This window comes from Klebsiella sp. CN_Kp091, from assembly GCF_040065095.1.
GTDB lineage: Bacteria > Pseudomonadota > Gammaproteobacteria > Enterobacterales > Enterobacteriaceae > Klebsiella > Klebsiella aerogenes.
Genome location: NZ_JBEAIO010000037.1, coordinates 17,842 through 40,971, shown reverse-complemented (window position 1 = coordinate 40,971; position 23,130 = coordinate 17,842). Strand labels below are relative to the sequence as shown.

The 23,130-nt window shown below is 56.8% G+C and carries 19 protein-coding genes; all 19 read left to right on the top strand.

The features are described 5' to 3' along the window. Positions 1 to 21: 21 nt before the first annotated feature. Complete coding sequence (gene cra, locus ABLV17_RS14700; RefSeq protein WP_087860892.1) at positions 22 to 1,026, top strand: catabolite repressor/activator; 1,005 nt, start codon at positions 22 to 24, stop codon at positions 1,024 to 1,026. 638 nt (positions 1,027 to 1,664) lie between these two features. Further along, positions 1,665 to 2,123: a division/cell wall cluster transcriptional repressor MraZ gene (mraZ, locus tag ABLV17_RS14695; protein ID WP_015368255.1), complete on the top strand. Its 459-nt coding sequence runs from the start codon at positions 1,665 to 1,667 to the stop codon at positions 2,121 to 2,123. 1 nt (position 2,124) lies between these two features. Next, complete coding sequence (gene rsmH / locus ABLV17_RS14690; RefSeq protein ID WP_015368254.1) at positions 2,125 to 3,066, top strand: 16S rRNA (cytosine(1402)-N(4))-methyltransferase RsmH; 942 nt, start codon at positions 2,125 to 2,127, stop codon at positions 3,064 to 3,066. Next, on the top strand, positions 3,063 to 3,428 hold the full coding sequence (gene ftsL, locus ABLV17_RS14685; protein WP_015704398.1) for a cell division protein FtsL: 366 nt from the start codon (positions 3,063 to 3,065) through the stop codon (positions 3,426 to 3,428). The genes rsmH and ftsL overlap by 4 nt, the downstream gene beginning before the upstream one ends. 15 nt (positions 3,429 to 3,443) lie before the next feature. Continuing rightward, on the top strand, positions 3,444 to 5,210 hold the full coding sequence (locus ABLV17_RS14680; protein ID WP_087860891.1) for a peptidoglycan glycosyltransferase FtsI: 1,767 nt from the start codon (positions 3,444 to 3,446) through the stop codon (positions 5,208 to 5,210). Continuing rightward, the gene (gene murE, locus ABLV17_RS14675) at positions 5,197 to 6,684 is read left to right on the top strand and encodes a UDP-N-acetylmuramoyl-L-alanyl-D-glutamate--2,6-diaminopimelate ligase (RefSeq protein ID WP_087860890.1); all 1,488 of its coding nucleotides are present in this window, start codon (positions 5,197 to 5,199) and stop codon (positions 6,682 to 6,684) included. The genes ABLV17_RS14680 and murE overlap by 14 nt, the downstream gene beginning before the upstream one ends. Beyond that, positions 6,681 to 8,039: a UDP-N-acetylmuramoyl-tripeptide--D-alanyl-D-alanine ligase gene (murF, locus tag ABLV17_RS14670; RefSeq protein WP_087860889.1), complete on the top strand. Its 1,359-nt coding sequence runs from the start codon at positions 6,681 to 6,683 to the stop codon at positions 8,037 to 8,039. The genes murE and murF overlap by 4 nt, the downstream gene beginning before the upstream one ends. Continuing rightward, positions 8,033 to 9,115, top strand: a complete 1,083-nt coding sequence (gene mraY, locus ABLV17_RS14665) for a phospho-N-acetylmuramoyl-pentapeptide-transferase (RefSeq protein ID WP_087860888.1) — start codon at positions 8,033 to 8,035, stop codon at positions 9,113 to 9,115. Before murF ends, mraY begins: the two co-directional genes overlap by 7 nt. A 2-nt stretch (positions 9,116 to 9,117) precedes the next feature. Continuing rightward, positions 9,118 to 10,434: a UDP-N-acetylmuramoyl-L-alanine--D-glutamate ligase gene (gene murD / locus ABLV17_RS14660; protein WP_271031932.1), complete on the top strand. Its 1,317-nt coding sequence runs from the start codon at positions 9,118 to 9,120 to the stop codon at positions 10,432 to 10,434. Then, complete coding sequence (ftsW, locus tag ABLV17_RS14655; RefSeq protein WP_015368247.1) at positions 10,434 to 11,708, top strand: cell division protein FtsW; 1,275 nt, start codon at positions 10,434 to 10,436, stop codon at positions 11,706 to 11,708. Before murD ends, ftsW begins: the two co-directional genes overlap by 1 nt. Further along, complete coding sequence (murG, locus tag ABLV17_RS14650; RefSeq protein ID WP_113374414.1) at positions 11,705 to 12,775, top strand: undecaprenyldiphospho-muramoylpentapeptide beta-N-acetylglucosaminyltransferase; 1,071 nt, start codon at positions 11,705 to 11,707, stop codon at positions 12,773 to 12,775. Before ftsW ends, murG begins: the two co-directional genes overlap by 4 nt. A gap of 47 nt (positions 12,776 to 12,822) precedes the next feature. Next, entirely contained in the window at positions 12,823 to 14,298 is a 1,476-nt protein-coding gene (gene murC, locus ABLV17_RS14645) for a UDP-N-acetylmuramate--L-alanine ligase (protein ID WP_020079611.1), read from the top strand. Beyond that, positions 14,291 to 15,211 carry a D-alanine--D-alanine ligase gene (locus tag ABLV17_RS14640; RefSeq protein WP_045390016.1) on the top strand — a complete coding sequence of 307 codons (921 nt, stop codon included), beginning with the start codon at positions 14,291 to 14,293 and terminating at the stop codon, positions 15,209 to 15,211. The genes murC and ABLV17_RS14640 overlap by 8 nt, the downstream gene beginning before the upstream one ends. Position 15,212: 1 nt before the next feature. Next, on the top strand, positions 15,213 to 16,046 hold the full coding sequence (gene ftsQ, locus ABLV17_RS14635) for a cell division protein FtsQ (RefSeq protein WP_087860884.1): 834 nt from the start codon (positions 15,213 to 15,215) through the stop codon (positions 16,044 to 16,046). Next, the gene (gene ftsA, locus ABLV17_RS14630) at positions 16,043 to 17,305 is read left to right on the top strand and encodes a cell division protein FtsA (RefSeq protein WP_002888625.1); all 1,263 of its coding nucleotides are present in this window, start codon (positions 16,043 to 16,045) and stop codon (positions 17,303 to 17,305) included. The genes ftsQ and ftsA overlap by 4 nt, the downstream gene beginning before the upstream one ends. Before the next feature lie 62 nt (positions 17,306 to 17,367). Beyond that, positions 17,368 to 18,519 carry a cell division protein FtsZ gene (ftsZ, locus tag ABLV17_RS14625; protein ID WP_004857884.1) on the top strand — a complete coding sequence of 384 codons (1,152 nt, stop codon included), beginning with the start codon at positions 17,368 to 17,370 and terminating at the stop codon, positions 18,517 to 18,519. Between the two features lie 100 nt (positions 18,520 to 18,619). Then, a complete protein-coding gene (lpxC, locus tag ABLV17_RS14620) occupies positions 18,620 to 19,537 on the top strand; it encodes a UDP-3-O-acyl-N-acetylglucosamine deacetylase (RefSeq protein WP_015368241.1) in 918 nt (305 codons plus the stop codon). Positions 19,538 to 19,859: 322 nt separating this feature from the next. Next, entirely contained in the window at positions 19,860 to 20,357 is a 498-nt protein-coding gene (secM, locus tag ABLV17_RS14615; protein ID WP_015368240.1) for a secA translation cis-regulator SecM, read from the top strand. A gap of 61 nt (positions 20,358 to 20,418) precedes the next feature. Continuing rightward, positions 20,419 to 23,124 (top strand): preprotein translocase subunit SecA, encoded by a 2,706-nt coding sequence (gene secA, locus ABLV17_RS14610; RefSeq protein WP_032709883.1) that lies wholly within the window; start codon positions 20,419 to 20,421, stop codon positions 23,122 to 23,124. Positions 23,125 to 23,130 lie beyond the last annotated feature (6 nt).

Sequence of the window (23,130 nt, the reverse complement as noted above, 5' to 3'; positions counted from 1 at the left end):
CTTCTTACCCAAGGGGCAATTGTGAAACTGGATGAAATCGCCCGGCTGGCCGGTGTTTCAAGAACCACCGCGAGCTATGTGATTAATGGCAAAGCGAAGCAGTATCGCGTCAGCGATAAAACGGTCGAGAAGGTGATGGCGGTGGTGCGCGAGCATAACTACCACCCGAATGCGGTCGCTGCTGGCCTGCGCGCAGGACGCACGCGTTCAATTGGTCTGGTGATCCCGGATCTCGAGAATACCAGTTATACCCGTATTGCGAACTATCTGGAGCGTCAGGCGCGTCAGCGCGGCTACCAGCTGCTGATCGCCTGCTCGGAAGATCAGCCGGATAACGAAATGCGCTGTATTGAGCATCTGCTGCAGCGCCAGGTGGATGCCATTATCGTTTCGACTTCATTGCCGCCTGAGCATCCATTCTATCAGCGCTGGGCGAACGATCCTTTCCCGATTGTCGCGCTCGACCGCGCGCTCGATCGTGAACACTTTACCAGCGTCGTCGGCGCGGACCAGGACGACGCTGAAATGCTCGCCGCCGAGCTGCGCAAATTCCCCGGTGACAATGTGCTGTATCTGGGAGCGCTGCCGGAGCTGTCGGTAAGCTTCCTGCGCGAGCAGGGGTTCCGTTCGGCGTGGAAGGATGACCCGCGGGAAGTGAACTTCCTCTATGCCAACAGCTATGAACGCGAAGCCGCGGCCCAGCTGTTTGAAAAGTGGCTGGAAACGCATCCGATGCCGCAACTGCTGTTCACCACCTCTTTCCCGCTGCTGCAGGGCGTGATGGACGTCACGCTGCGCCGTGAAGGCAAACTGCCATCCGAACTCGCCATCGCCACCTTCGGTGATAACGAACTGCTCGATTTCCTGCAGTGTCCGGTGCTGGCAGTTGCGCAGCGTCACCGCGACGTTGCCGAGCGTGTTTTAGAGATTGTACTGGCAAGCCTGGATGAACCGCGTAAGCCAAAACCAGGCTTAAGCCGTATTCGTCGTAACCTTTATCATCGCGGAAGTTTGAATCGCCGCTGATCCATTAGCGAAAAAAGATTAAGATTCTTCGTAGGTTATTCGCCAGATGGATTAGCATCTGGCGATAATCCATACAATTTACGTAGAGATTCGTAAATCTATTCGCTTTCAGACAAATCCCTAAACTTCTTTACGCCTTATTTTGTTTTATTCCTGAGAAAGATTTTTTTGTATCCAAATGGTGCAAGAAAATGCGCAATGCCATCTGTTAGTATTATTTTGTTACATTCATCGGAATAATTGCTGAATTAACAATCGCTTTATCCTGCCTTCATCGCCGTTGAGAGCGTCAGGCCGCGGCACAAGTGCTTCTCCGTCCACAACAGGCACTGTTAACGGACATCAGAATGGCCTAAAATGCCGCTCGCGTCGCAAACTGACACTTTATATTTTCCCGCTGAAGATATTTTGTCGCTTTTAACTGTTACGAGTTTGTTGGTTATTTTCTTACACGTATTCATAACGTTAATTTGCCTCGTTTGTTGGTGATTTATTCATCAGGGCTAATATCGGCTGTAAATAATGGGTTTTTGCGCTCCGTTGGCATTAGTGCTGGCTTGACAAGCTTTTCCTCCGCTCCGTAAACTCCTTTAGGTGGGAATTTGTGGGGTAAAGTGGCGAAAAGGGGTGAGGCTGGCATGTTCCGTGGAGCAACGTTAGTCAATCTCGACAGTAAAGGCCGTTTGGCCGTACCGACGCGCTACCGCGACGGGCTGATCGAGGATGCTTCTGGTCAAATGGTGTGCACCATTGACATTCATCACCCGTGCCTGCTGCTTTATCCTTTGCCTGAATGGGAAATCATCGAGCAAAAATTGTCGCGTTTGTCGAGCATGAATCCCGTTGAGCGGCGCGTACAGCGTCTGCTTTTGGGGCATGCCAGCGAATGTCAGATGGATAGCGCCGGACGATTGCTAATCGCGCCGGTGCTGCGGCAACATGCCGGGCTGACAAAAGAAGTGATGCTGGTCGGACAGTTTAATAAATTTGAACTGTGGGATGAAACGACCTGGTATCAACGGGTCAAGGAAGATATCGACGCTGAGCAGTCCGCTACCGGTGAACTGTCGGAGCGCCTGCAGGATTTGTCTTTATAAAATGATGGAAAATTTTAAACACACTACGGTACTTCTGGATGAAGCCGTTAACGGCCTGAATATTCGTCCAAATGGTATCTACATTGATGGAACCTTTGGCCGCGGTGGTCACTCGCGTCTGATCCTCTCCCAACTGGGGGCGGAAGGGCGCCTGCTGGCAATCGATCGCGACCCAACGGCTATTGCCGTTGCGCAAACCATCGATGACCCACGCTTTTCCATCGTACATGGTCCTTTCTCGCAGCTGGCTGACTACGTCGCCGAGCGCAATCTTACCGGCAAGATCGACGGTATTCTCCTCGATCTTGGCGTTTCTTCACCGCAGCTGGACGACGCGGAACGCGGATTCTCCTTTATGCGCGATGGTCCGCTGGACATGCGCATGGATCCGACTCGCGGTCAGTCCGCCGCCGAATGGTTACAGACCGCCGAAGAAGCCGACATCGCCTGGGTAATCAAAACCTTTGGCGAGGAGCGTTTCGGTAAACGTATCGCGCGCGCGATCGTTGAACGTAACCGCATTGAGCCGATGACCCGTACTAAAGAGCTGGCGGAAGTTATCGCGGCGGCGACGCCGGTGAAAGATAAGCACAAACATCCCGCTACCCGTACCTTCCAGGCGGTGCGCATTTGGGTGAACAGTGAACTGGAGGAGATAGAGCAGGCGCTAAAAAGCTCGCTCGGCGTGCTGGCCCCCGGCGGCCGGCTGTCGATTATCAGTTTCCATTCGCTGGAAGACCGCATTGTGAAGCGCTTTATGCGTGAACAAAGTCGCGGTCCGCAGGTTCCAGCGGGGATCCCGATGACTGAAGAGCAGCTCAGGAAACTGGGCGGCCGTCAGTTGCGAGCACTAGGCAAGTTGATGCCGGGCGAAGAAGAGGTGGCAGAGAATCCACGCGCCCGTAGTTCAGTGCTGCGTATCGCAGAGAGGACGAACGCATGATCGGCAGAGTGACAGTAGCCTTAAGCAAAGTTAAAGGATCGTTAGGAAGCAACGAGCGCCATGCCTTGCCTGGCGTTATCGGGGACGATCTTCTGCGGTTTGGGAAGCTGCCACTCTGCCTGTTCATTTGCATCATCATAACGGCAGTGACCGTGGTGACGACGGCGCACCATACCCGTCTGTTAACCGCGCAGCGTGAACAATTAGTTCTGGAGCGTGACGCTCTGGATATTGAATGGCGCAACCTGATCCTCGAAGAGAACGCCCTTGGCGATCACAGTCGGGTTGAGCGGATCGCGACAGAGAAGTTGCAGATGCAACACGTTGATCCATCACAAGAAAATATAGTGGTACAGAAATAAGGATTATTGCGACGCATGAAAGCAGCGCCGAAAACGCCAAAAGCAAAACGTCAGGAAGAACAGGCCAACTTTATCAGTTGGCGTTTTGCGTTGCTGTGCGGATGTATTTTAATCGCTCTCGCCTTCCTGCTTGGCCGCGTCGCGTGGCTGCAGGTGGTGAGTCCGGATATGCTGGTGCGTCAGGGAGATATGCGTTCCCTGCGTGTGCAGGAAGTGTCAACCGCGCGCGGCATGATTACCGACCGCTCCGGCCGCCCGCTGGCGGTCAGCGTGCCGGTAAAAGCCATCTGGGCCGACCCGAAAGAGCTGCATGATGCGGGCGGTGTGACGCTCGATAACCGCTGGAAAGCGTTAGCCGATGCGCTGAATATGCCGCTGGACCAGCTGGCATCGCGCATCAACAGCAACCCGCGGATGCGTTTTATCTATCTGGCGCGTCAGGTGAACCCTGACATGGCCGACTACATCAAAAAACTGAAGCTGCCGGGGATACATCTGCGCGAGGAGTCTCGCCGTTATTATCCGTCAGGCGAAGTAACCGCTCACCTCATTGGCTTTACCAACGTCGATAGCCAGGGGATCGAGGGGGTTGAGAAAAGCTTCGATAAGTGGCTAACCGGCCAGCCGGGCGAGCGTATCGTGCGTAAAGACCGCTATGGCCGCGTGATTGAAGACATTTCTTCCACCGACAGCCAGGCGGCGCATAACCTCGCGCTGAGCATCGACGAACGCCTGCAGGCGCTGGTGTATCGTGAACTGAATAATGCGGTGGCGTTCAACAAAGCGGAATCAGGCACTGCCGTTTTGGTCGACGTCAACACCGGTGAAGTGCTGGCGATGGCCAACAGCCCGTCGTACAACCCAAATAATTTCGCGGGTACGTCCAAAGATACCATGCGTAACCGCGCCATCACCGACGTATTTGAACCGGGTTCAACGGTGAAGCCGATGGTGGTGATGACGGCGCTGCAGCGCGGCATCGTCAATGAAAATACCGTGCTGAATACCATTCCATATCGAATTAACGGCCACGAAATCAAAGACGTGGCGCGCTACAGCGAATTGACCCTGACCGGGGTGCTACAGAAGTCGAGTAACGTCGGCGTTTCTAAGTTGGCGTTAGCGATGCCGTCCTCAGCGTTAGTAGATACTTACTCACGTTTTGGGCTTGGAAAGGCGACCAATTTGGGGTTGGTCGGAGAACGCAGTGGCTTATATCCTCAAAAACAACGGTGGTCTGACATAGAGAGGGCCACCTTTTCTTTCGGCTACGGGCTAATGGTAACACCGTTACAGTTAGCGCGAGTCTACGCAACGATTGGCAGCTACGGCATCTATCGCCCGCTGTCGATTACCAAAGTTGATCCACCGGTGCCGGGCGAGCGCGTATTCCCGGACTCACTGGTACGTACCGTCGTTCACATGATGGAAAGCGTGGCGCTTCCCGGCGGCGGCGGCGTGAAAGCAGCGATCAAAGGCTATCGTATCGCGATTAAAACCGGTACGGCGAAAAAAGTGGGGCCGGATGGCCGCTACATCAACAAATATATTGCTTACACCGCAGGCGTTGCGCCCGCCAGCCACCCGCGTTTCGCGTTGGTGGTGGTGATCAACGACCCGCAGGCAGGTAAATACTACGGTGGCGCCGTTTCCGCGCCGGTGTTCGGTGCCATCATGGGCGGCGTATTGCGCACCATGAACATCGAACCGGATGCGCTGGCAACGGGCGAAAAAAGTGAATTTGTGATTAATCAAGGCGAGGGAACAGGTGGCAGATCGTAATTTGCGCGACCTTCTCGCTCCGTGGGTGCCAAATGCGCCGGAGCGAATTCTGCGAGAGATGACGCTGGACAGCCGCGTGGCGGCGTCCGGCGACCTCTTTGTCGCGGTACAGGGTCATCAGGCGGACGGGCGTCGTTATATCCCGCAGGCGATAGCGCAAGGTGTTGCTGCCATTATTGCTGAGGCGCAGGGCGAGGCCGCAGACGGCGAAGTTCGCGAGATGCACGGCGTGCCGGTCATCTACCTGAGCCAACTGAACGAGCGGTTATCCGCGCTGGCCGGGCGTTTTTACCAACAACCTTCGCAGCAGATGCGTCTGGTGGGCGTCACCGGTACTAACGGTAAAACCACGACTACGCAGCTGTTGGCGCAGTGGGCGAAACTGCTCGGCGAAACCAGCGCGGTGATGGGGACCGTCGGTAACGGCCTGCTGGATAAAGTAGTGCCGACCGAGAACACCACCGGCTCTGCGGTTGATGTTCAGCACGTGCTTTCCGGCCTGGTAGGGCAGGGGGCGACTTTCGGCGCGATGGAAGTCTCTTCTCACGGCCTGGTGCAGCACCGCGTGGCGGCGCTGCAGTTTGCCGCCTCGGTGTTTACCAACCTGAGCCGTGACCACCTCGACTACCATGGCGACATGGAACATTACGAAGCGGCGAAATGGCTGCTCTATTCCACCCACCATTGCGGCCAGGCCATCGTCAACGCTGACGATGAAGTCGGGCGCCGCTGGCTGGCGAAACTGCCGGATGCGGTGGCGGTGTCGATGGAAGATCATATCAATCCGAACTGCCATGGCCGCTGGCTGAAGGCGACCGCGGTCAACTATCACGACAGCGGCGCGACCATTCAGTTTGACTCGAGCTGGGGTAAAGGCGAAATCGAAAGCCACCTGATGGGCGCCTTTAACGTCAGTAACCTGCTGCTGGCGCTGGCGACGCTGCTGGCGCTGGGCTATCCGCTGGCGGATCTGCTGAAAACCTCTTCGCGTTTACAGCCGGTGTGCGGCCGTATGGAAGTGTTCAGCGCGCCGGGCAAACCGACCGTGGTGGTCGATTACGCCCATACGCCTGACGCGTTGGAAAAAGCGCTGCAGGCCGCGCGTCTGCACTGTAGCGGCAAGTTGTGGTGCGTCTTCGGCTGCGGCGGCGACCGCGACAAGGGCAAACGCCCGCTGATGGGCGCTATCGCGGAAGAGTTTGCCGATATCGTGGTCGTGACTGACGATAACCCGCGTACCGAAGAGCCGCGGGCGATTATCAACGACATTCTGGCCGGCATGCTTGATGCCGGGCAGGTGAAGGTGATGGAAGGCCGCGCGGAAGCGGTGACCGGCGCGGTGATGCAGGCGAAAGCGAACGACGTTGTGCTGGTAGCGGGCAAAGGCCACGAAGACTATCAGATCGTCGGTAACCGCCGTCTGGATTACTCCGACCGCGTGACCGTCGCGCGTCTGCTGGGAGCGGTAGCATGATTCGCTTTACATTAAGCCAGCTCGCCGATATCACCCGCGGCGAACTGCAGGGTAGCGATATCGCTATCGATGACGTGACGTCCGATACCCGCAAAGTCACGGCGGGTTGCCTGTTTGTGGCGCTGAAGGGCGAGCGATTCGACGCGCATGATTTTGCCGAACAAGCGAAAGCGGCGGGCGCAGGCGCGCTGCTGGTTAGCCGCCAACTGGCCTGCGATTTACCGCAGGTGGTAGTGAAAGATACCCGTCTGGCTTTTGGCGAGTTAGCGGCCTGGGTGCGTCAGCAGGTGCCGACCCGCGTGGTGGCGCTGACTGGTTCGTCCGGTAAGACCTCGGTCAAAGAGATGACCGCGGCGATCCTCAGCCAGTGCGGCAACACGCTGTATACCGCCGGTAACCTGAATAATGATATCGGGGTACCGATGACGCTGCTGCGTCTGAACAAAGATCACCAGTATGCGGTGATTGAACTTGGCGCCAACCACCAGGGCGAAATCGCCTGGACCGTCAGCCTGACGCGTCCGGAAGCGGCGCTGGTCAACAACCTCGCCGCCGCGCACCTCGAAGGCTTCGGCTCGCTGGCGGGCGTGGCGAAGGCCAAGGGTGAAATCTTTACCGGCCTGCCGCAAAACGGCATCGCGATTTTGAATGCCGACAACAATGACTGGCTGAACTGGCAGAGCGTGATTGGCGATCGCAAAGTGTGGCGCTTCTCGCCGAACGCGGCGAACAGCGACTTCACGGCGACCAACGTACATATCACCAGTCATGGCACCGAATTTACGCTGCAGACCCCGTTCGGCAACGTCGACGTACTGCTGCCGCTACCGGGGCGCCATAACATCGCTAACGCACTGGCGGCAACTTCGCTGGCGATGGCGGTAGGCGCCGATCTGGCCGCGGTGAAAACCGGGCTGGCGCAGCTGCAAGCGGTGCCGGGACGTCTGTTCCCGATCCAACTGGCGGAAAACCAGCTGCTGCTGGATGACTCCTACAACGCCAACGTCGGTTCGATGACCGCCGCGGTACAGGTACTGGCGGAAATGCCGGGCTTCCGGGCGATGGTGGTCGGCGATATGGCTGAACTCGGTGCGGAAAGCGCGGCGTGTCATCGCGAAGTTGGCGAAGCGGCGAAAGCGGCGGGGCTGGATTGCGTCCTCAGCGTCGGTTCCCTGAGCGCGGATATCAGCAGCGCCAGCGGCGTGGGCGAACATTTTAACGATAAAGCCGCCGTCGTAGCTCGCCTGCGCGAGCTGCTGGCAGAGCATAAAATCATGACCATTTTAGTGAAGGGTTCACGTAGTGCCGCTATGGAAGAGGTAGTACGCGCATTACAGGAGATTGCGACATGTTAGTATGGCTGGCCGAACATCTGGTCAAATATTATTCCGGCTTTAACGTCTTTTCTTATTTGACGTTTCGCGCCATCGTCAGCCTGCTGACCGCGCTGTTCATCTCTCTGTGGATGGGCCCGCGCATGATCGCCCGTCTGCAAAAAATGTCCTTCGGCCAGGTCGTTCGTAACGACGGTCCGGAGTCCCACTTCAGCAAACGCGGTACCCCAACCATGGGCGGGATCATGATCCTTACCGCGATTACCGTTTCCGTCCTGCTGTGGGCTTATCCGTCAAATCCATACGTCTGGTGCGTACTGACGGTATTAATCGGCTACGGCATCATCGGGTTTGTTGATGATTATCGTAAAGTCGTGCGCAAAGACACCAAGGGTCTGATTGCCCGCTGGAAGTATTTCTGGATGTCGGTGATTGCGCTGGGCGTGGCGTTCGCGCTGTATCTGGCGGGGAAAGATACCCCGGCGACCGAACTGGTTGTGCCGTTCTTTAAAGACGTGATGCCGCAGTTAGGACTGTTTTACATCCTGTTGGCTTACTTCGTTATCGTTGGTACCGGCAACGCGGTCAACCTGACCGACGGCCTCGACGGCCTGGCGATTATGCCGACCGTCTTCGTCGCCGCCGGTTTTGCGCTGGTGGCGTGGGCCACCGGGAACATGAACTTCGCCAACTACCTGCACATTCCTTATCTGCGTCACGCCGGGGAACTGGTTATCGTCTGTACGGCGATTGTCGGCGCAGGTCTGGGCTTCCTGTGGTTCAACACCTACCCGGCGCAGGTCTTTATGGGCGACGTCGGTTCACTGGCGCTCGGCGGCGCGCTGGGCATTATCGCCGTACTGCTGCGCCAGGAGTTCCTGCTGGTGATTATGGGCGGCGTTTTCGTCGTGGAAACCCTGTCGGTTATCCTGCAGGTCGGCTCGTTCAAGCTGCGCGGTCAGCGCATCTTCCGTATGGCGCCGATTCACCACCACTATGAACTGAAAGGCTGGCCGGAACCGCGCGTTATCGTGCGCTTCTGGATTATTTCGCTGATGCTGGTGCTGATTGGCCTGGCGACGCTGAAGGTACGTTAATCATGGCAGATTATCAGGGTAAAAAAGTCGTCATTATTGGGCTGGGCATGACCGGCCTGTCATGCGTGGACTTTTTCATGGCGCGCGGCGTAACCCCGCGCGTGATGGATACCCGCGTCGCCCCTGCCGGGCTTGAGAAGCTACCGGAAGCCGTTGAGCGCCACGTTGGCGGCCTTAACGACGACTGGCTGCTGGCGGCGGATCTGATTGTCGCAAGCCCGGGGATTGCTCTGGCGCACCCTTCACTGAGCGCGGCGGCCGACGCTGGCGTGGAAATCGTCGGTGATATCGAGCTGTTTTGCCGCGAGGCGCAGGCGCCGATTATCGCCATTACCGGCTCTAACGGAAAAAGCACCGTCACTACCCTGGTGGGCGAGATGGCGAAGGCGGCGGGTGTGAACGTCGGCGTTGGCGGCAATATCGGCCTGCCGGCGCTGATGCTGCTGGATCCGGCGCGTGAACTGTACGTGCTTGAACTTTCCAGTTTCCAGCTGGAGACCACCTCCAGTTTGAAAGCCGTCGCGGCCACCATCCTCAACGTGACTGAGGATCATATGGACCGCTATCCGCTGGGGCTGCAGCAGTACCGCGCGGCGAAGCTGCGGGTCTATGAAAATGCTAAAACCTGCGTGGTGAATGCCGATGACGCGCTGACCATGCCGGTACGCGGCGCTGACGAACGCTGCGTCAGCTTCGGCGTCGATGTTGGCGACTATCACCTTAATCGCCAGCAGGGCGAAACCTGGCTGCGGGTGAAGGGTGAGAAAGTGCTGAACGTGAAAGAAATGACCATCAGCGGCCAGCACAACTACAGCAATGCCCTGGCGGCGCTGGCGCTGGCGGATGCCGCGGGCTTACCGCGCGCCAGTAGCCTGAAGGCGCTCACCACCTTCACCGGCCTGGCGCACCGTTTCCAGCTGGCGCTGGAGCATAACGGCGTGCGTTGGATCAATGACTCCAAGGCGACCAACGTCGGCAGTACCGAGGCGGCGCTGAACGGCCTGCATCTCGACGGCACGCTGTATCTGCTGTTGGGCGGCGACGGTAAATCCGCCGACTTTACGCCGCTGAAACGCTATCTTGGCGGCGAGAACGTTCGTCTGTACTGCTTCGGCCGCGACGGCGCTCAACTGGCGGCGCTGCGTCCGGAAATTGCGGTACAAACCGAAACCATGGAACAGGCGATACGGCAGATCGCTTCGCAGGTCAAATCAGGCGATATGGTCTTACTGTCGCCAGCCTGCGCGAGCCTGGACCAGTTTAAAAACTTTGAACAACGGGGCGATATCTTTACCCGTCTGGCGAAGGAGTTAGGTTGATGCGTTTCTCTCTCCCACGCCTGAAAATGCCACAGCTGGGCTTGCCCCGGTTGAAGCTGCCGCGACTGCCGGGGATGTTTATTTTTGCCTGGCTTTTCGCCGCGCTGAAAGGTTGGGTGATGGGCTCGCGCCCGAAAGATAACGATAGCCTGGTCATGTATGACCGGATGCTGCTGTGGCTGACCTTCGGCCTGGCGGCGATCGGTTTTATCATGGTGACCTCGGCATCAATGCCGGTCGGACAGCGTCTGGCGAACGATCCGTTCCTGTTTGCTAAGCGTGATGGTCTGTACATTGTGCTGGCCTTCGCGCTGGCGATGATTACGCTCCGTCTGCCGATGGAGTTCTGGCAGCGCCACAGTACCGCAATGCTGATCGCCTCGATTGTGATGCTGCTGATCGTACTGGTGGTGGGGAGTTCGGTTAACGGCGCCTCGCGTTGGATCGCGCTCGGGCCGCTGCGTATTCAGCCGGCGGAGTTTACCAAGCTATCGCTGTTCTGCTACATCGCCAACTATCTGGTGCGTAAAGCGGATGAGGTGCGTAACAACCTGCGCGGCTTCTTAAAACCGATGGGCGTGATTTTCGTACTGGCGATTTTGCTGCTGGCGCAGCCTGACCTCGGTACGGTAGTCGTACTGTTCGTGACCACGCTGGCGATGTTGTTCCTGGCCGGCGCGAAACTCTGGCAGTTCATCGCCATTATCGGCATGGGGATCTCGGCGGTGGTGCTGCTGATCCTCGCCGAACCGTATCGTATTCGCCGCGTCACCTCCTTCTGGAACCCGTGGGAAGACCCGTTTGGCAGCGGCTATCAGCTGACCCAGTCGCTGATGGCCTTTGGCCGCGGCGAGATGTGGGGACAGGGTCTCGGCAACTCGGTACAGAAACTGGAGTATTTGCCGGAAGCGCATACCGACTTCATCTTCGCGATTATCGGCGAAGAACTCGGTTATATCGGTGTGGTACTCGCGCTTTTAATGGTATTCTTCGTCGCCTTTCGCGCCATGTCGATTGGCCGTAAAGCGCTGGAGATTGACCACCGCTTCTCCGGCTTTTTGGCCTGTGCTATCGGCGTGTGGTTTAGCTTCCAGGCGTTGGTTAACGTCGGGGCGGCGGCGGGAATGCTGCCGACCAAAGGTCTGACCCTGCCATTGATTAGTTATGGTGGCTCCAGTCTGCTGATTATGTCGACGGCCATTATGTTTTTATTGCGAATAGATTATGAAACGCGCCTCGAGAAAGCGCAGGCGTTTACACGGGGTGTTCGATGAGCGGTCAGGAAAAGCGGTTAATGGTGATGGCGGGCGGCACTGGCGGACACGTGTTCCCGGGGCTGGCGGTCGCGCACCATTTAATGGACCAGGGCTGGCAGGTTCGCTGGCTGGGCACCGCCGATCGTATGGAAGCGGATTTAGTGCCGAAACACGGCATTGATATCGATTTTATTCGCATCTCCGGCCTGCGTGGCAAAGGGATAAAAGCGCAACTGTTAGCGCCGGTGCGGATCTTCAACGCCTGGCGACAGGCGCGGACGATCATGAAGCGTTTCCAGCCGGATGTGGTGCTGGGCATGGGCGGTTATGTTTCCGGGCCTGGCGGTCTGGCGGCATGGTCGCTCGGGATCCCTGTGGTGCTGCATGAACAAAACGGGATTGCCGGCCTGACCAATAAATGGCTGGCGAAGATTGCGAAGAAAGTGATGCAGGCGTTTCCCGGCGCCTTTCCGCACGCAGATGTCGTCGGGAATCCGGTGCGTACTGACGTTCTCGCACTACCGCTGCCGGGACAGCGTCTGGTGGGGCGGCAGGGGCCGATTCGCGTGCTGGTGGTCGGCGGCTCTCAGGGCGCGCGCGTACTGAACCAGACTATGCCGCAGGTGGCCGCGAAGCTCGGCGATACGGTGACTATCTGGCATCAGAGCGGGAAAGGCGGCATGGATACCGTGCGCCAGGCGTACGCCGCCGCCGGTCAGCCGCAGCATAAAGTGACTGAGTTTATTGATGATATGGCGGCAGCCTATGCCTGGGCCGATGTGGTTGTTTGTCGTTCTGGCGCGCTGACGGTCAGCGAAATTGCCGCCGCAGGTTTACCGGCGTTGTTCGTCCCGTTCCAGCACAAAGATCGTCAGCAGTACTGGAATGCGCTGCCGCTGGAAAAAGCCGGCGCAGCGAAAATTCTCGAACAACCCGAGTTCACGGCCGATGCCGTGGCGGCCACCCTGGCCGGTTGGGATCGGGAAACCCTGATGGATATGGCGGAACGAGCGCGTGGCGCTTCGATTCCGGATGCTACCGAGCGGGTAGCGGAAGAGGTCAGCGCCGTAGCTTTGGCGCGCTAATCGCGGTGATTTTCACCGCCCGAATAAAGAAGTTGATGGCGTAAAGAATGAATACACAAGATTTGGCAAAACTGCGTTCCATAGTGCCCGAGATGCGTCGCGTTCGGCACATTCACTTTGTCGGCATCGGCGGTGCCGGTATGGGCGGTATTGCCGAAGTGTTGGCGAATGAAGGCTACCAGATTAGCGGCTCCGATCTTGCGCCGAATCCGGTGACTCAGCAATTGTCGCAGCTTGGCGCCACCATTTATTTCAACCATCGCCCGGAAAACGTGCGCGATGCCAGCGTTGTCGTGGTGTCCAGCGCGATCTCCGCGGATAACCCGGAAATCGTCGCCGCGCACGAAGCCCGCATTCCGGTGATCCGCCGCGCGGAAATGCTGGCGGAACTCATGCGTTTCCGTCACGGGATTGCGATTGCCGGTACGCACGGCAAAACCACGACCACCGCGATGGTATCCAGCATTTACGCCGAGGCCGGCCTCGATCCGACCTTCGTCAACGGCGGGCTGGTGAAGGCGGCGGGCGTGCATGCTCGTCTTGGCCATAGCCGCTATCTGATTGCGGAAGCGGATGAGAGCGATGCGTCGTTCCTGCATCTGCAGCCGATGGTCGCCATTGTGACCAACATCGAAGCTGACCATATGGATACTTACCATGGCGACTTCGAGAACCTGAAGCAGACCTTTATTAACTTCCTGCACAACCTGCCGTTCTACGGGCGCGCGGTGATGTGCGTGGATGACCCGGTGATTCGTGAACTGCTGCCGCGCGTTGGCCGCCAAATCACCACCTACGGTTTTAGCGATGACGCCGACGTACGCATTGAAGAGTATCGCCAGGTCGGCGCGCAGGGCCATTTCCGCCTGGTACGCCAGGATAAAGAGGTCATGCAGGTGACGCTGAACGCGCCGGGTCGCCATAATGCGCTCAACGCTGCCGCGGCCGTTGCCGTCGCGACGGAAGAAGGCATTGAAGATGAGGCGATTCTGCGCGCGCTGGAAAGTTTCCAGGGCACCGGCCGCCGCTTCGACTTCCTTGGCGAATATCCGCTGGCGGAAGTCAACGGCAAGAGCGGTAGCGCGATGCTAATCGACGATTACGGTCATCACCCGACGGAAGTTGACGCCACCATCAAAGCGGCGCGTGCCGGCTGGCCGGATAAAAATCTGGTGATGGTATTCCAGCCGCACCGTTATACCCGTACTCGCGATCTGTACGATGATTTCGCCAACGTGCTGACCCAGGTTGATGCGCTGCTGATGCTGGATGTGTATCCGGCGGGCGAAGCGCCGATCCCTGGCGCCGATAGCCGCTCGCTATGCCGTACGATCCGCGGTCGCGGCAAAGTTGACCCGATTCTGGTTTCCGATCCGGCGCAGGCCGCGGAGATGCTGGCGTCGGTATTGACCGGCGACGATCTGGTGCTGGTGCAGGGCGCCGGTAACATAGGAAAAATCGCACGTCACCTGGCTGAAATCAAACTGGTACCGCAAAAAACGGAGGAGGACCGACATGGCTGATAAAATCGCGGTTCTCTTCGGCGGAACCTCCGCTGAACGTGAAGTCTCGCTGAACTCAGGCGCGGCGGTGTTGGCCGGGCTGCGTGAAGGCGGGGTGGATGCCCACCCGGTCGATCCGCGCGACGTTGATATCACCCAGCTGAAAAACATGGGCTTTCAGAAAGCGTTTATTGCCCTGCACGGGCGCGGCGGCGAAGATGGCACGCTGCAAGGCCTTCTGGAACTCATTCAACTGCCGTACACCGGCAGCGGCGTAATGGCTTCCGCTATTTCGATGGATAAACTGCGCAGCAAATTACTGTGGCAGGGGGCGGGATTACCGGTCGCGCCGTGGGTTGCATTGACTCGTGCCCAGTTCAACGCAGGACTTTCTGCTGGCGTTTCTGAGCAGATTGCGGCGCTGGGGCTGCCGGTTATCATCAAGCCGAGCCGCGAAGGGTCCAGCGTCGGCATGTCGAAAGTTAGCGAAAGTTGTGCAATGCAGGATGCATTGGCGCTGGCTTTTCAGCATGATGATGAAGTTCTGATTGAGAAATGGCTCAGTGGCCCGGAATTTACCGTCGCTATCGTCGGTGAAGAAATTTTACCGTCAATTCGTATCCAGGCGGCTGGAACCTTCTATGATTATGAGGCGAAGTATCTCTCTGATGAGACGCAATATTTCTGCCCTGGCTTTGAGGAACCCGCCCGCGAGACAGAAATCCAGAGCCTGGTGCTTAAAGCCTGGAATGTTCTGGGTTGCAAAGGATGGGGACGTATTGACGTGATGCTGGACAGCGATGGCCAGTTTTATCTGCTGGAAGCGAACACCTCACCGGGTATGACTAGTCATAGTCTGGTGCCGATGGCGGCCCGCCAGGCGGGGATGAGCTTCTCGCAGCTTGTTGTACGAATTCTGGACCTGGCGGGGTGATATGTCGCAGGCGGCGCTGAATACGCGGAACCAGGAAGAAGAATCGATTGCTTCTTCGCGTCGGAATAATGGAACCCGGCTGGCAGGGATCGTTTTCCTGCTGGCGGTGTTGTGTACCGTGTTGGTCAGCGGATGGATGGTTCTTGGTTGGATGGAAGATGCGCAGCGTCTGCCGTTGTCGAAAATGGTCGTCACCGGCGAACGTCACTACACGCGTAACGATGATATCCGTCAGGCGATTCTGGCGTTGGGCTCGCCGGGCACCTTTATGACTCAGGATGTCAATATCATCCAGAGCCAAATTGAGCGCCTGCCGTGGATTAAACAGGCGAGCGTAAGAAAACAGTGGCCCGATGAATTGAAGATTCATCTGGTTGAATATGTGCCGATTGCGCGCTGGAATGATCAACATATGGTAGACGTGGAAGGAAATTCTTTCAGCGTGCCGGCGGATCGCACCAGCAAACAGAACTTACCGATGTTATACGGCCCTGAAGGCAGCGAAAATGAAGTGCTACAGGGATACCGCAACATGGGGCAGGTGCTGGCAAAGGATAAGTTCACGTTGAAAGTGGCGGCAATGACCGCGCGTCGCTCCTGGCAGTTGACGCTTAATAACGATATTAAGCTCAACCTTGGCCGCGGCGACACCATGAAACGGCTTCAGCGCTTTATGGAACTCTACCCGGTTCTTCAGCAGCAGGCACAGACCGATGGCAAACGGATAAGCTACGTTGATTTGCGCTATGACTCGGGTGCGGCGGTAGGTTGGGTACCTGCTCCCGTAGAGGAAAATAATCAACAACAGAATCAGGCACAGGCAGAACAACGATGATCAAGGCGACGGACAGAAAACTGGTAGTTGGACTGGAGATTGGCACCGCGAAGGTTGCCGCTTTAGTAGGGGAAGTTCTGCCCGACGGTATGATTAATATCATTGGCGTGGGCAGTTGCCCATCGCGCGGCATGGATAAAGGCGGGGTGAATGACCTCGAGTCGGTAGTGAAATGCGTACAGCGCGCTATCGACCAGGCTGAACTGATGGCCGATTGCCAGATCTCATCAGTGTATCTGGCGCTTTCAGGTAAGCATATTAGCTGTCAAAATGAGATTGGCATGGTGCCTATCTCCGAAGAAGAGGTGACGCAGGATGACGTGGAAAACGTCGTTCATACCGCGAAATCGGTACGCGTACGCGACGAGCATCGCGTACTGCACGTCATCCCGCAGGAATACGCCATCGACTACCAGGAAGGTATTAAAAACCCGGTAGGGTTATCCGGCGTGCGTATGCAGGCGAAGGTACATCTGATTACCTGCCATAACGATATGGCGAAAAACATTGTTAAAGCGGTTGAACGTTGTGGTCTGAAAGTTGACCAACTTATTTTCGCCGGTTTAGCGGCCAGTTATTCCGTATTAACGGAAGACGAACGTGAGCTGGGTGTCTGCGTAGTGGACATCGGCGGTGGTACAATGGATATCGCCGTGTATACCGGCGGCGCGCTGCGTCACACCAAAGTGATCCCTTACGCGGGCAACGTGGTGACCAGCGACATCGCCTATGCCTTCGGTACGCCGCCGAGCGACGCCGAAGCCATCAAGGTTCGTCACGGTTGCGCATTAGGTTCAATCGTCGGTAAAGACGAAAACGTGGAAGTACCGAGCGTAGGCGGACGTCCGCCGCGTAGCCTGCAGCGTCAGACGCTGGCAGAGGTGATTGAACCGCGTTATACCGAACTGCTCAATCTGGTTAACGAAGAAATCCTGCAGCTGCAGGAACAGCTCCGTCAGCAAGGGGTCAAACACCATCTGGCGGCGGGGATTGTATTAACCGGCGGCGCCGCGCAAATTGAAGGCCTGGCGGCCTGCGCGCAGCGCGTGTTCCATACGCAGGTGCGCATTGGCGCGCCGCTGAACATTACCGGTTTAACGGATTACGCTCAGGAGCCGTATTATTCGACGGCGGTTGGGCTGCTGCACTACGGAAAAGAGTCACATCTCAGTGGTGAAGCAGAAGTAGAAAAACGCGTGACGGCGTCGGTGGGCTCGTGGATTAAGCGGCTCAACAGCTGGCTGCGAAAAGAGTTTTAATTTTTTAAGAGAACGCAGACAATTAGCGTTCTCAGGCGACAGGCACAAGACGGAGAGAAACTATGTTTGAACCTATGGAACTGACCAACGACGCGGTGATTAAAGTCATCGGCGTCGGTGGCGGCGGCGGTAATGCCGTTGAACACATGGTGCGCGAGCGCATTGAGGGTGTTGAATTCTTCGCGGTAAACACCGATGCGCAGGCGCTGCGTAAAACGGCTGTTGGCCAGACTATCCAGATCGGTAGCGGTATTACCAAAGGTCTGGGTGCAGGCGCGAACCCGGAAGTTGGCCGTAATGCGGCTGACGAAGACCGTGAAGCGCTGCGCGCTGCGCTTGATGGCGCGGACATGGTCTTTATCGCGGCGGGTATGGGCGGCGGTACCGGTACCGGTGCGGCGCCAGTGGTCGCGGAAGTGGCGAAGGATCTGGGTATCCTGACCGTTGCGGTCGTCACTAAGCCATTTAATTTCGAAGGCAAGAAGCGCATGGCGTTTGCTGAGCAGGGGATCACCGAGCTGTCCAAGCACGTTGACTCACTGATCACCATCCCGAACGACAAGCTGCTGAAAGTACTGGGCCGCGGTATCTCTCTGCTCGACGCTTTCGGCGCGGCGAACGACGTACTGAAAGGCGCGGTGCAGGGTATTGCCGAACTGATTACCCGTCCGGGTCTGATGAACGTCGACTTCGCGGACGTCCGTACCGTGATGTCGGAAATGGGCTACGCGATGATGGGCTCCGGCGTGGCGAGCGGTGAAGACCGTGCGGAAGAAGCGGCTGAAATGGCTATCTCTTCTCCGCTGCTGGAAGATATCGATCTGTCTGGCGCGCGCGGCGTACTGGTCAACATCACCGCTGGCTTCGACCTGCGTCTGGATGAGTTCGAGACCGTTGGTAACACTATCCGCGCCTTTGCTTCGGATAACGCGACCGTGGTTATCGGTACCTCTCTGGACCCGGATATGAACGACGAACTGCGTGTAACCGTTGTTGCCACCGGTATCGGTATGGACAAGCGTCCGGAAATTACCCTGGTGACCAACAAACAGGTACAGCAGCCGGTAATGGATCGCTACCAGCAGCACGGTATGGCTCCATTGACTCAAGAGCAGAAACCGGTGGCCAAAGTGGTGAACGACAATACGCCGCAAACCGCGAAAGAGCCGGATTATCTGGATATTCCAGCTTTCCTGCGTAAGCAAGCTGATTAAGAATTGGCTGGAAGTTGGGCATCTGCGCTCTTTGTGCTAAACTGCCCTGCCGAATGTATAGTACACTTCGGTTGGATAGGTAACTTGGCGAGATTATACGATGATCAAACAAAGGACTCTTAAACGTATTGTTCAGGCGACTGGTGTCGGTTTGCATACCGGCAAGAAAGTCACGCTGACTTTACGCCCTGCGCCGGCAAATACCGGGGTCATCTATCGTCGCACCGACTTGAATCCACCGGTTGATTTTCCGGCTGATGCCAAATCTGTGCGTGATACCATGCTCTGTACTTGCCTGGTGAACGAGCATGACGTGCGGATTTCTACAGTCGAGCACTTAAATGCCGCACTGGCTGGCCTGGGTATCGACAACATTATTGTTGAAGTCGATGCGCCGGAAATCCCGATTATGGACGGTAGCGCCGCTCCGTTCGTTTATCTGTTGCTGGATGCCGGCATCGATGAACTGAACAGCGCCAAGAAATTTGTGCGTATCAAAGAGACGGTTCGCGTTGAAGATGGCGACAAATGGGCTGAGTTTAAGCCGTACAATGGTTTTTCGTTGGACTTTACCATCGACTTTAACCATCCGGCGATCGACTCCAGCACCCAACGCTATGCGCTGAACTTCTCGGCTGATGCGTTCATGCGTCAGATTAGCCGTGCTCGTACTTTCGGTTTCATGCGTGATATCGAATATCTGCAGTCCCGTGGCCTGTGCCTGGGCGGCAGCTTCGATTGTGCCATCGTTGTTGACGATTATCGCGTACTGAACGAAGACGGTCTGCGCTTTGAAGATGAATTTGTTCGCCACAAAATGCTGGATGCGATCGGTGACCTGTTTATGTGTGGTCACAACATTATCGGCGCATTCACGGCGTTCAAATCCGGTCACGCGTTAAATAACAAACTGCTGCAGGCTGTTCTGGCAAAACAGGAAGCCTGGGAGTATGTGACCTTCGAAGACGACGCAAAACTGCCGCTGGCATTCCGCGCACCGTCAATGGTTCTGGCGTAAGCCTGACCATTCAGTAAATTCGACTGGTAACCTGGTACTCTCTCCGTCCAGGGAACCAGTCGTTTTTCTTTTTAGCCTCCCCAAACCGCTTTTGACTGTGTTTCGCTGGCAATAACCTGTGCGCGTTCGCTGCTTTATTAAGCGTTTTCCCGCAGCATTAGCGTTCATTCCTGCTGTCTCGGCGCGGTATTAATGTTAGTATTTGGGCGCAAAATTTTTCTCTGGGTTGCTTTATCCTGTCGATTTCAGGCTGTACTGCGAAGACCGCCAATAAAATGGACCGCCTGAAAGGACGCAGGAATACCAACTAAAGGTAAAGAAAGTGAGTGGATTGCTGACGCGTTGGCGACAGTTTGGCAGACGGTATTTTTGGCCGCATCTCCTGTTGGGGATGGTCGCGGCTAGCCTCGGCCTGCCTGCGCTTAACAACAGCCACGAAACCACTACGCCGGCGAAAGCCACGGCCAGCAACCATAACCCGAATAAAGTTAACTTCTCCCAGCTGGCGCTGCTGGAGGCCAACCGTCGGCCGAACTTTACCGTCGATTACTGGCATCAGCATGCGATTCGCACCGTCATTCGCCATCTGTCGTTTGCGATGGCGCCGCAGGCTTTACCGGTGGCGGAAGAATCATCGCCGCTTCAGGCCCAGCATCTGGCCCTGCTCGACACGCTCAGCGCGCTGCTGACCCAGGACAGCAAACCGCCGGTGGTTATCCGCCAGGCGGCGTATATCCCTTCCTCTTATTCTGCCTTCCGCGTCAGCGCCTGGATAAGCCAGGTGGCGGGGATACGCGCAGGGCCTCAACGTCTCAGCTGAAAATAAACACGGACCATCCTATTTTTTTGACTCCGCACCGCGGGGCGTTTGAGATTTTATTATGCTAATTAAAATGTTAACTAAAGTGTTCGGTAGCCGTAACGACCGTACGCTGCGTCGTATGCGCAAAGTCGTCAATATCATCAACGGTATGGAACCGGCGATGGAAAAGCTCTCTGATGATGAGCTGAAAGCCAAAACCGGAGAATTCCGCGCGCGTCTGGAGAAAGGTGAAAGCCTTGAAAGCCTGATCCCGGAAGCTTTTGCCGTAGTGCGCGAAGCGAGTAAACGCGTCTTCGGCATGCGCCACTTCGACGTGCAGCTGCTGGGCGGTATGGTACTGAACGACCGCTGCATCGCGGAAATGCGTACCGGTGAAGGTAAAACCTTGACCGCGACCCTGCCGGCCTACCTTAACGCGCTGACCGGTAAAGGCGTTCACGTCGTTACCGTCAACGACTATCTGGCGCAGCGTGACGCCGAAAACAACCGTCCGCTGTTCGAATTCCTCGGCATGAGCGTGGGCATCAATATGTCAGGCCTGCCTGCGCCGGCGAAGCGTGAAGCCTACGCAGCCGACATCACCTACGGTACCAACAACGAATACGGCTTCGACTATCTGCGCGATAACATGGCGTTCAGCCCGGAAGAGCGCGTACAGCGTAAACTGCACTATGCGCTGGTGGATGAGGTGGACTCCATCCTGATCGACGAAGCGCGTACGCCGCTTATCATTTCCGGCCCGGCTGAAGACAGCTCCGAAATGTATCGCAAGGTGAACAAAATTATTCCGCACCTGATCCGCCAGGAAAAGGAAGACTCCGACACCTTTACCGGTGAAGGCCACTTCTCCGTGGATGAGAAAGCTCGCCAGGTTAACCTGACCGAACGCGGTCTGGTACTGATCGAAGAGCTGCTGGTGCAGGAAGGCATCATGGAGGAAGGCGAATCGCTGTATTCTCCGACCAACATCATGCTGATGCACCACGTTACCGCCGCGCTGCGCGCCCATGCGCTGTTTACCCGCGACGTTGACTACATCGTGAAAGATGGCGAAGTCATCATCGTTGATGAACACACCGGCCGTACGATGCAGGGGCGTCGCTGGTCCGATGGCCTGCACCAGGCGGTAGAAGCCAAAGAAGGCGTGGAGATCCAGAACGAGAACCAGACTCTGGCATCCATCACCTTCCAGAACTACTTCCGTCTGTACGAGAAGCTGGCGGGGATGACCGGTACCGCGGACACCGAAGCCTTTGAATTCAGCTCCATCTATAAACTGGATACCGTTGTCGTCCCGACTAACCGTCCGATGATCCGTAAGGATATGGCGGATCTGGTCTACATGACCGAAGCGGAAAAAATTCAGGCGATTATCGAGGATATTAAAGATCGTACCGCTGCCGGTCAGCCGGTGCTGGTCGGTACTATCTCAATCGAAAAATCTGAAGTGGTTTCCCGCGAACTGACGAAAGCCGGCATCAAGCACAATGTCCTGAACGCCAAGTTCCACGCCAGTGAAGCGGATATCGTCGCTCAGGCGGGTTATCCGGCTGCGGTCACTATCGCCACCAACATGGCGGGCCGTGGTACCGATATTATGCTCGGTGGTAGCTGGCAGGCAGAAGTCGCCGCGCTGGAAAATCCAACGCCGGAGCAGATTGAAAAAATCAAAGCTGACTGGCAGGTGCGCCACGATGCGGTCCTGGCCGCAGGCGGTCTGCACATCATCGGTACCGAGCGTCATGAATCCCGCCGTATCGATAACCAGCTACGTGGCCGTGCTGGCCGTCAGGGTGATGCCGGTTCTTCCCGCTTCTACCTGTCGATGGAAGATGCCCTGATGCGTATCTTCGCCTCCGATCGCGTATCCGGCATGATGCGTAAACTGGGGATGAAGCCGGGCGAAGCTATCGAGCACCCGTGGGTGACCAAAGCGATTGCCAACGCTCAGCGTAAAGTGGAAAGCCGCAACTTCGATATTCGTAAACAGCTGCTGGAATATGATGACGTCGCCAACGATCAGCGTCGCGCTATTTACACCCAGCGTAACGAGCTGCTGGATATCTCCGACGTGAGCGAAACCATCAACAGCATCCGCGAAGATGTCTTCAAAGCCACTATCGATGCGCACATTCCGCCGCAGTCGCTGGAAGAAATGTGGGATATCGAAGGCCTGCAGGAACGTCTGAAAAACGACTTCGACCTTGATCTGCCAATCAAAGAGTGGCTGGATAAAGAGCCGGAGCTGCACGAAGAGACCCTGCGCGAACGTATTCTGCAGAGCGCGGTAGAAACCTACCAGCGTAAAGAAGAAGTGGTCGGCGCCGAAATGATGCGTCACTTCGAGAAAGGCGTCATGCTGCAAACGCTGGATTCCCTGTGGAAAGAGCACCTGGCGGCGATGGACTACCTGCGCCAGGGTATTCATCTGCGCGGCTATGCGCAGAAAGATCCGAAGCAGGAGTACAAGCGCGAATCCTTCTCAATGTTCGCAGCTATGCTCGAATCGCTGAAGTATGAAGTCATCAGCACCCTGAGCAAGGTGCAGGTGCGGATGCCGGAAGAAGTCGAAGAGATGGAACAGCAACGTCGTGAAGAGGCGGAGCGTCTCGCGCAGATGCAGCAGCTGAGCCATCAGGATGACGATACTCTGGCTGCCGCCTCGCTGGCTGAGCAGACCGGCGACCGTAAGGTTGGCCGTAACGATCCGTGCCCGTGCGGTTCCGGTAAAAAATATAAACAGTGCCACGGCCGTCTAAGCTAAGGGCTG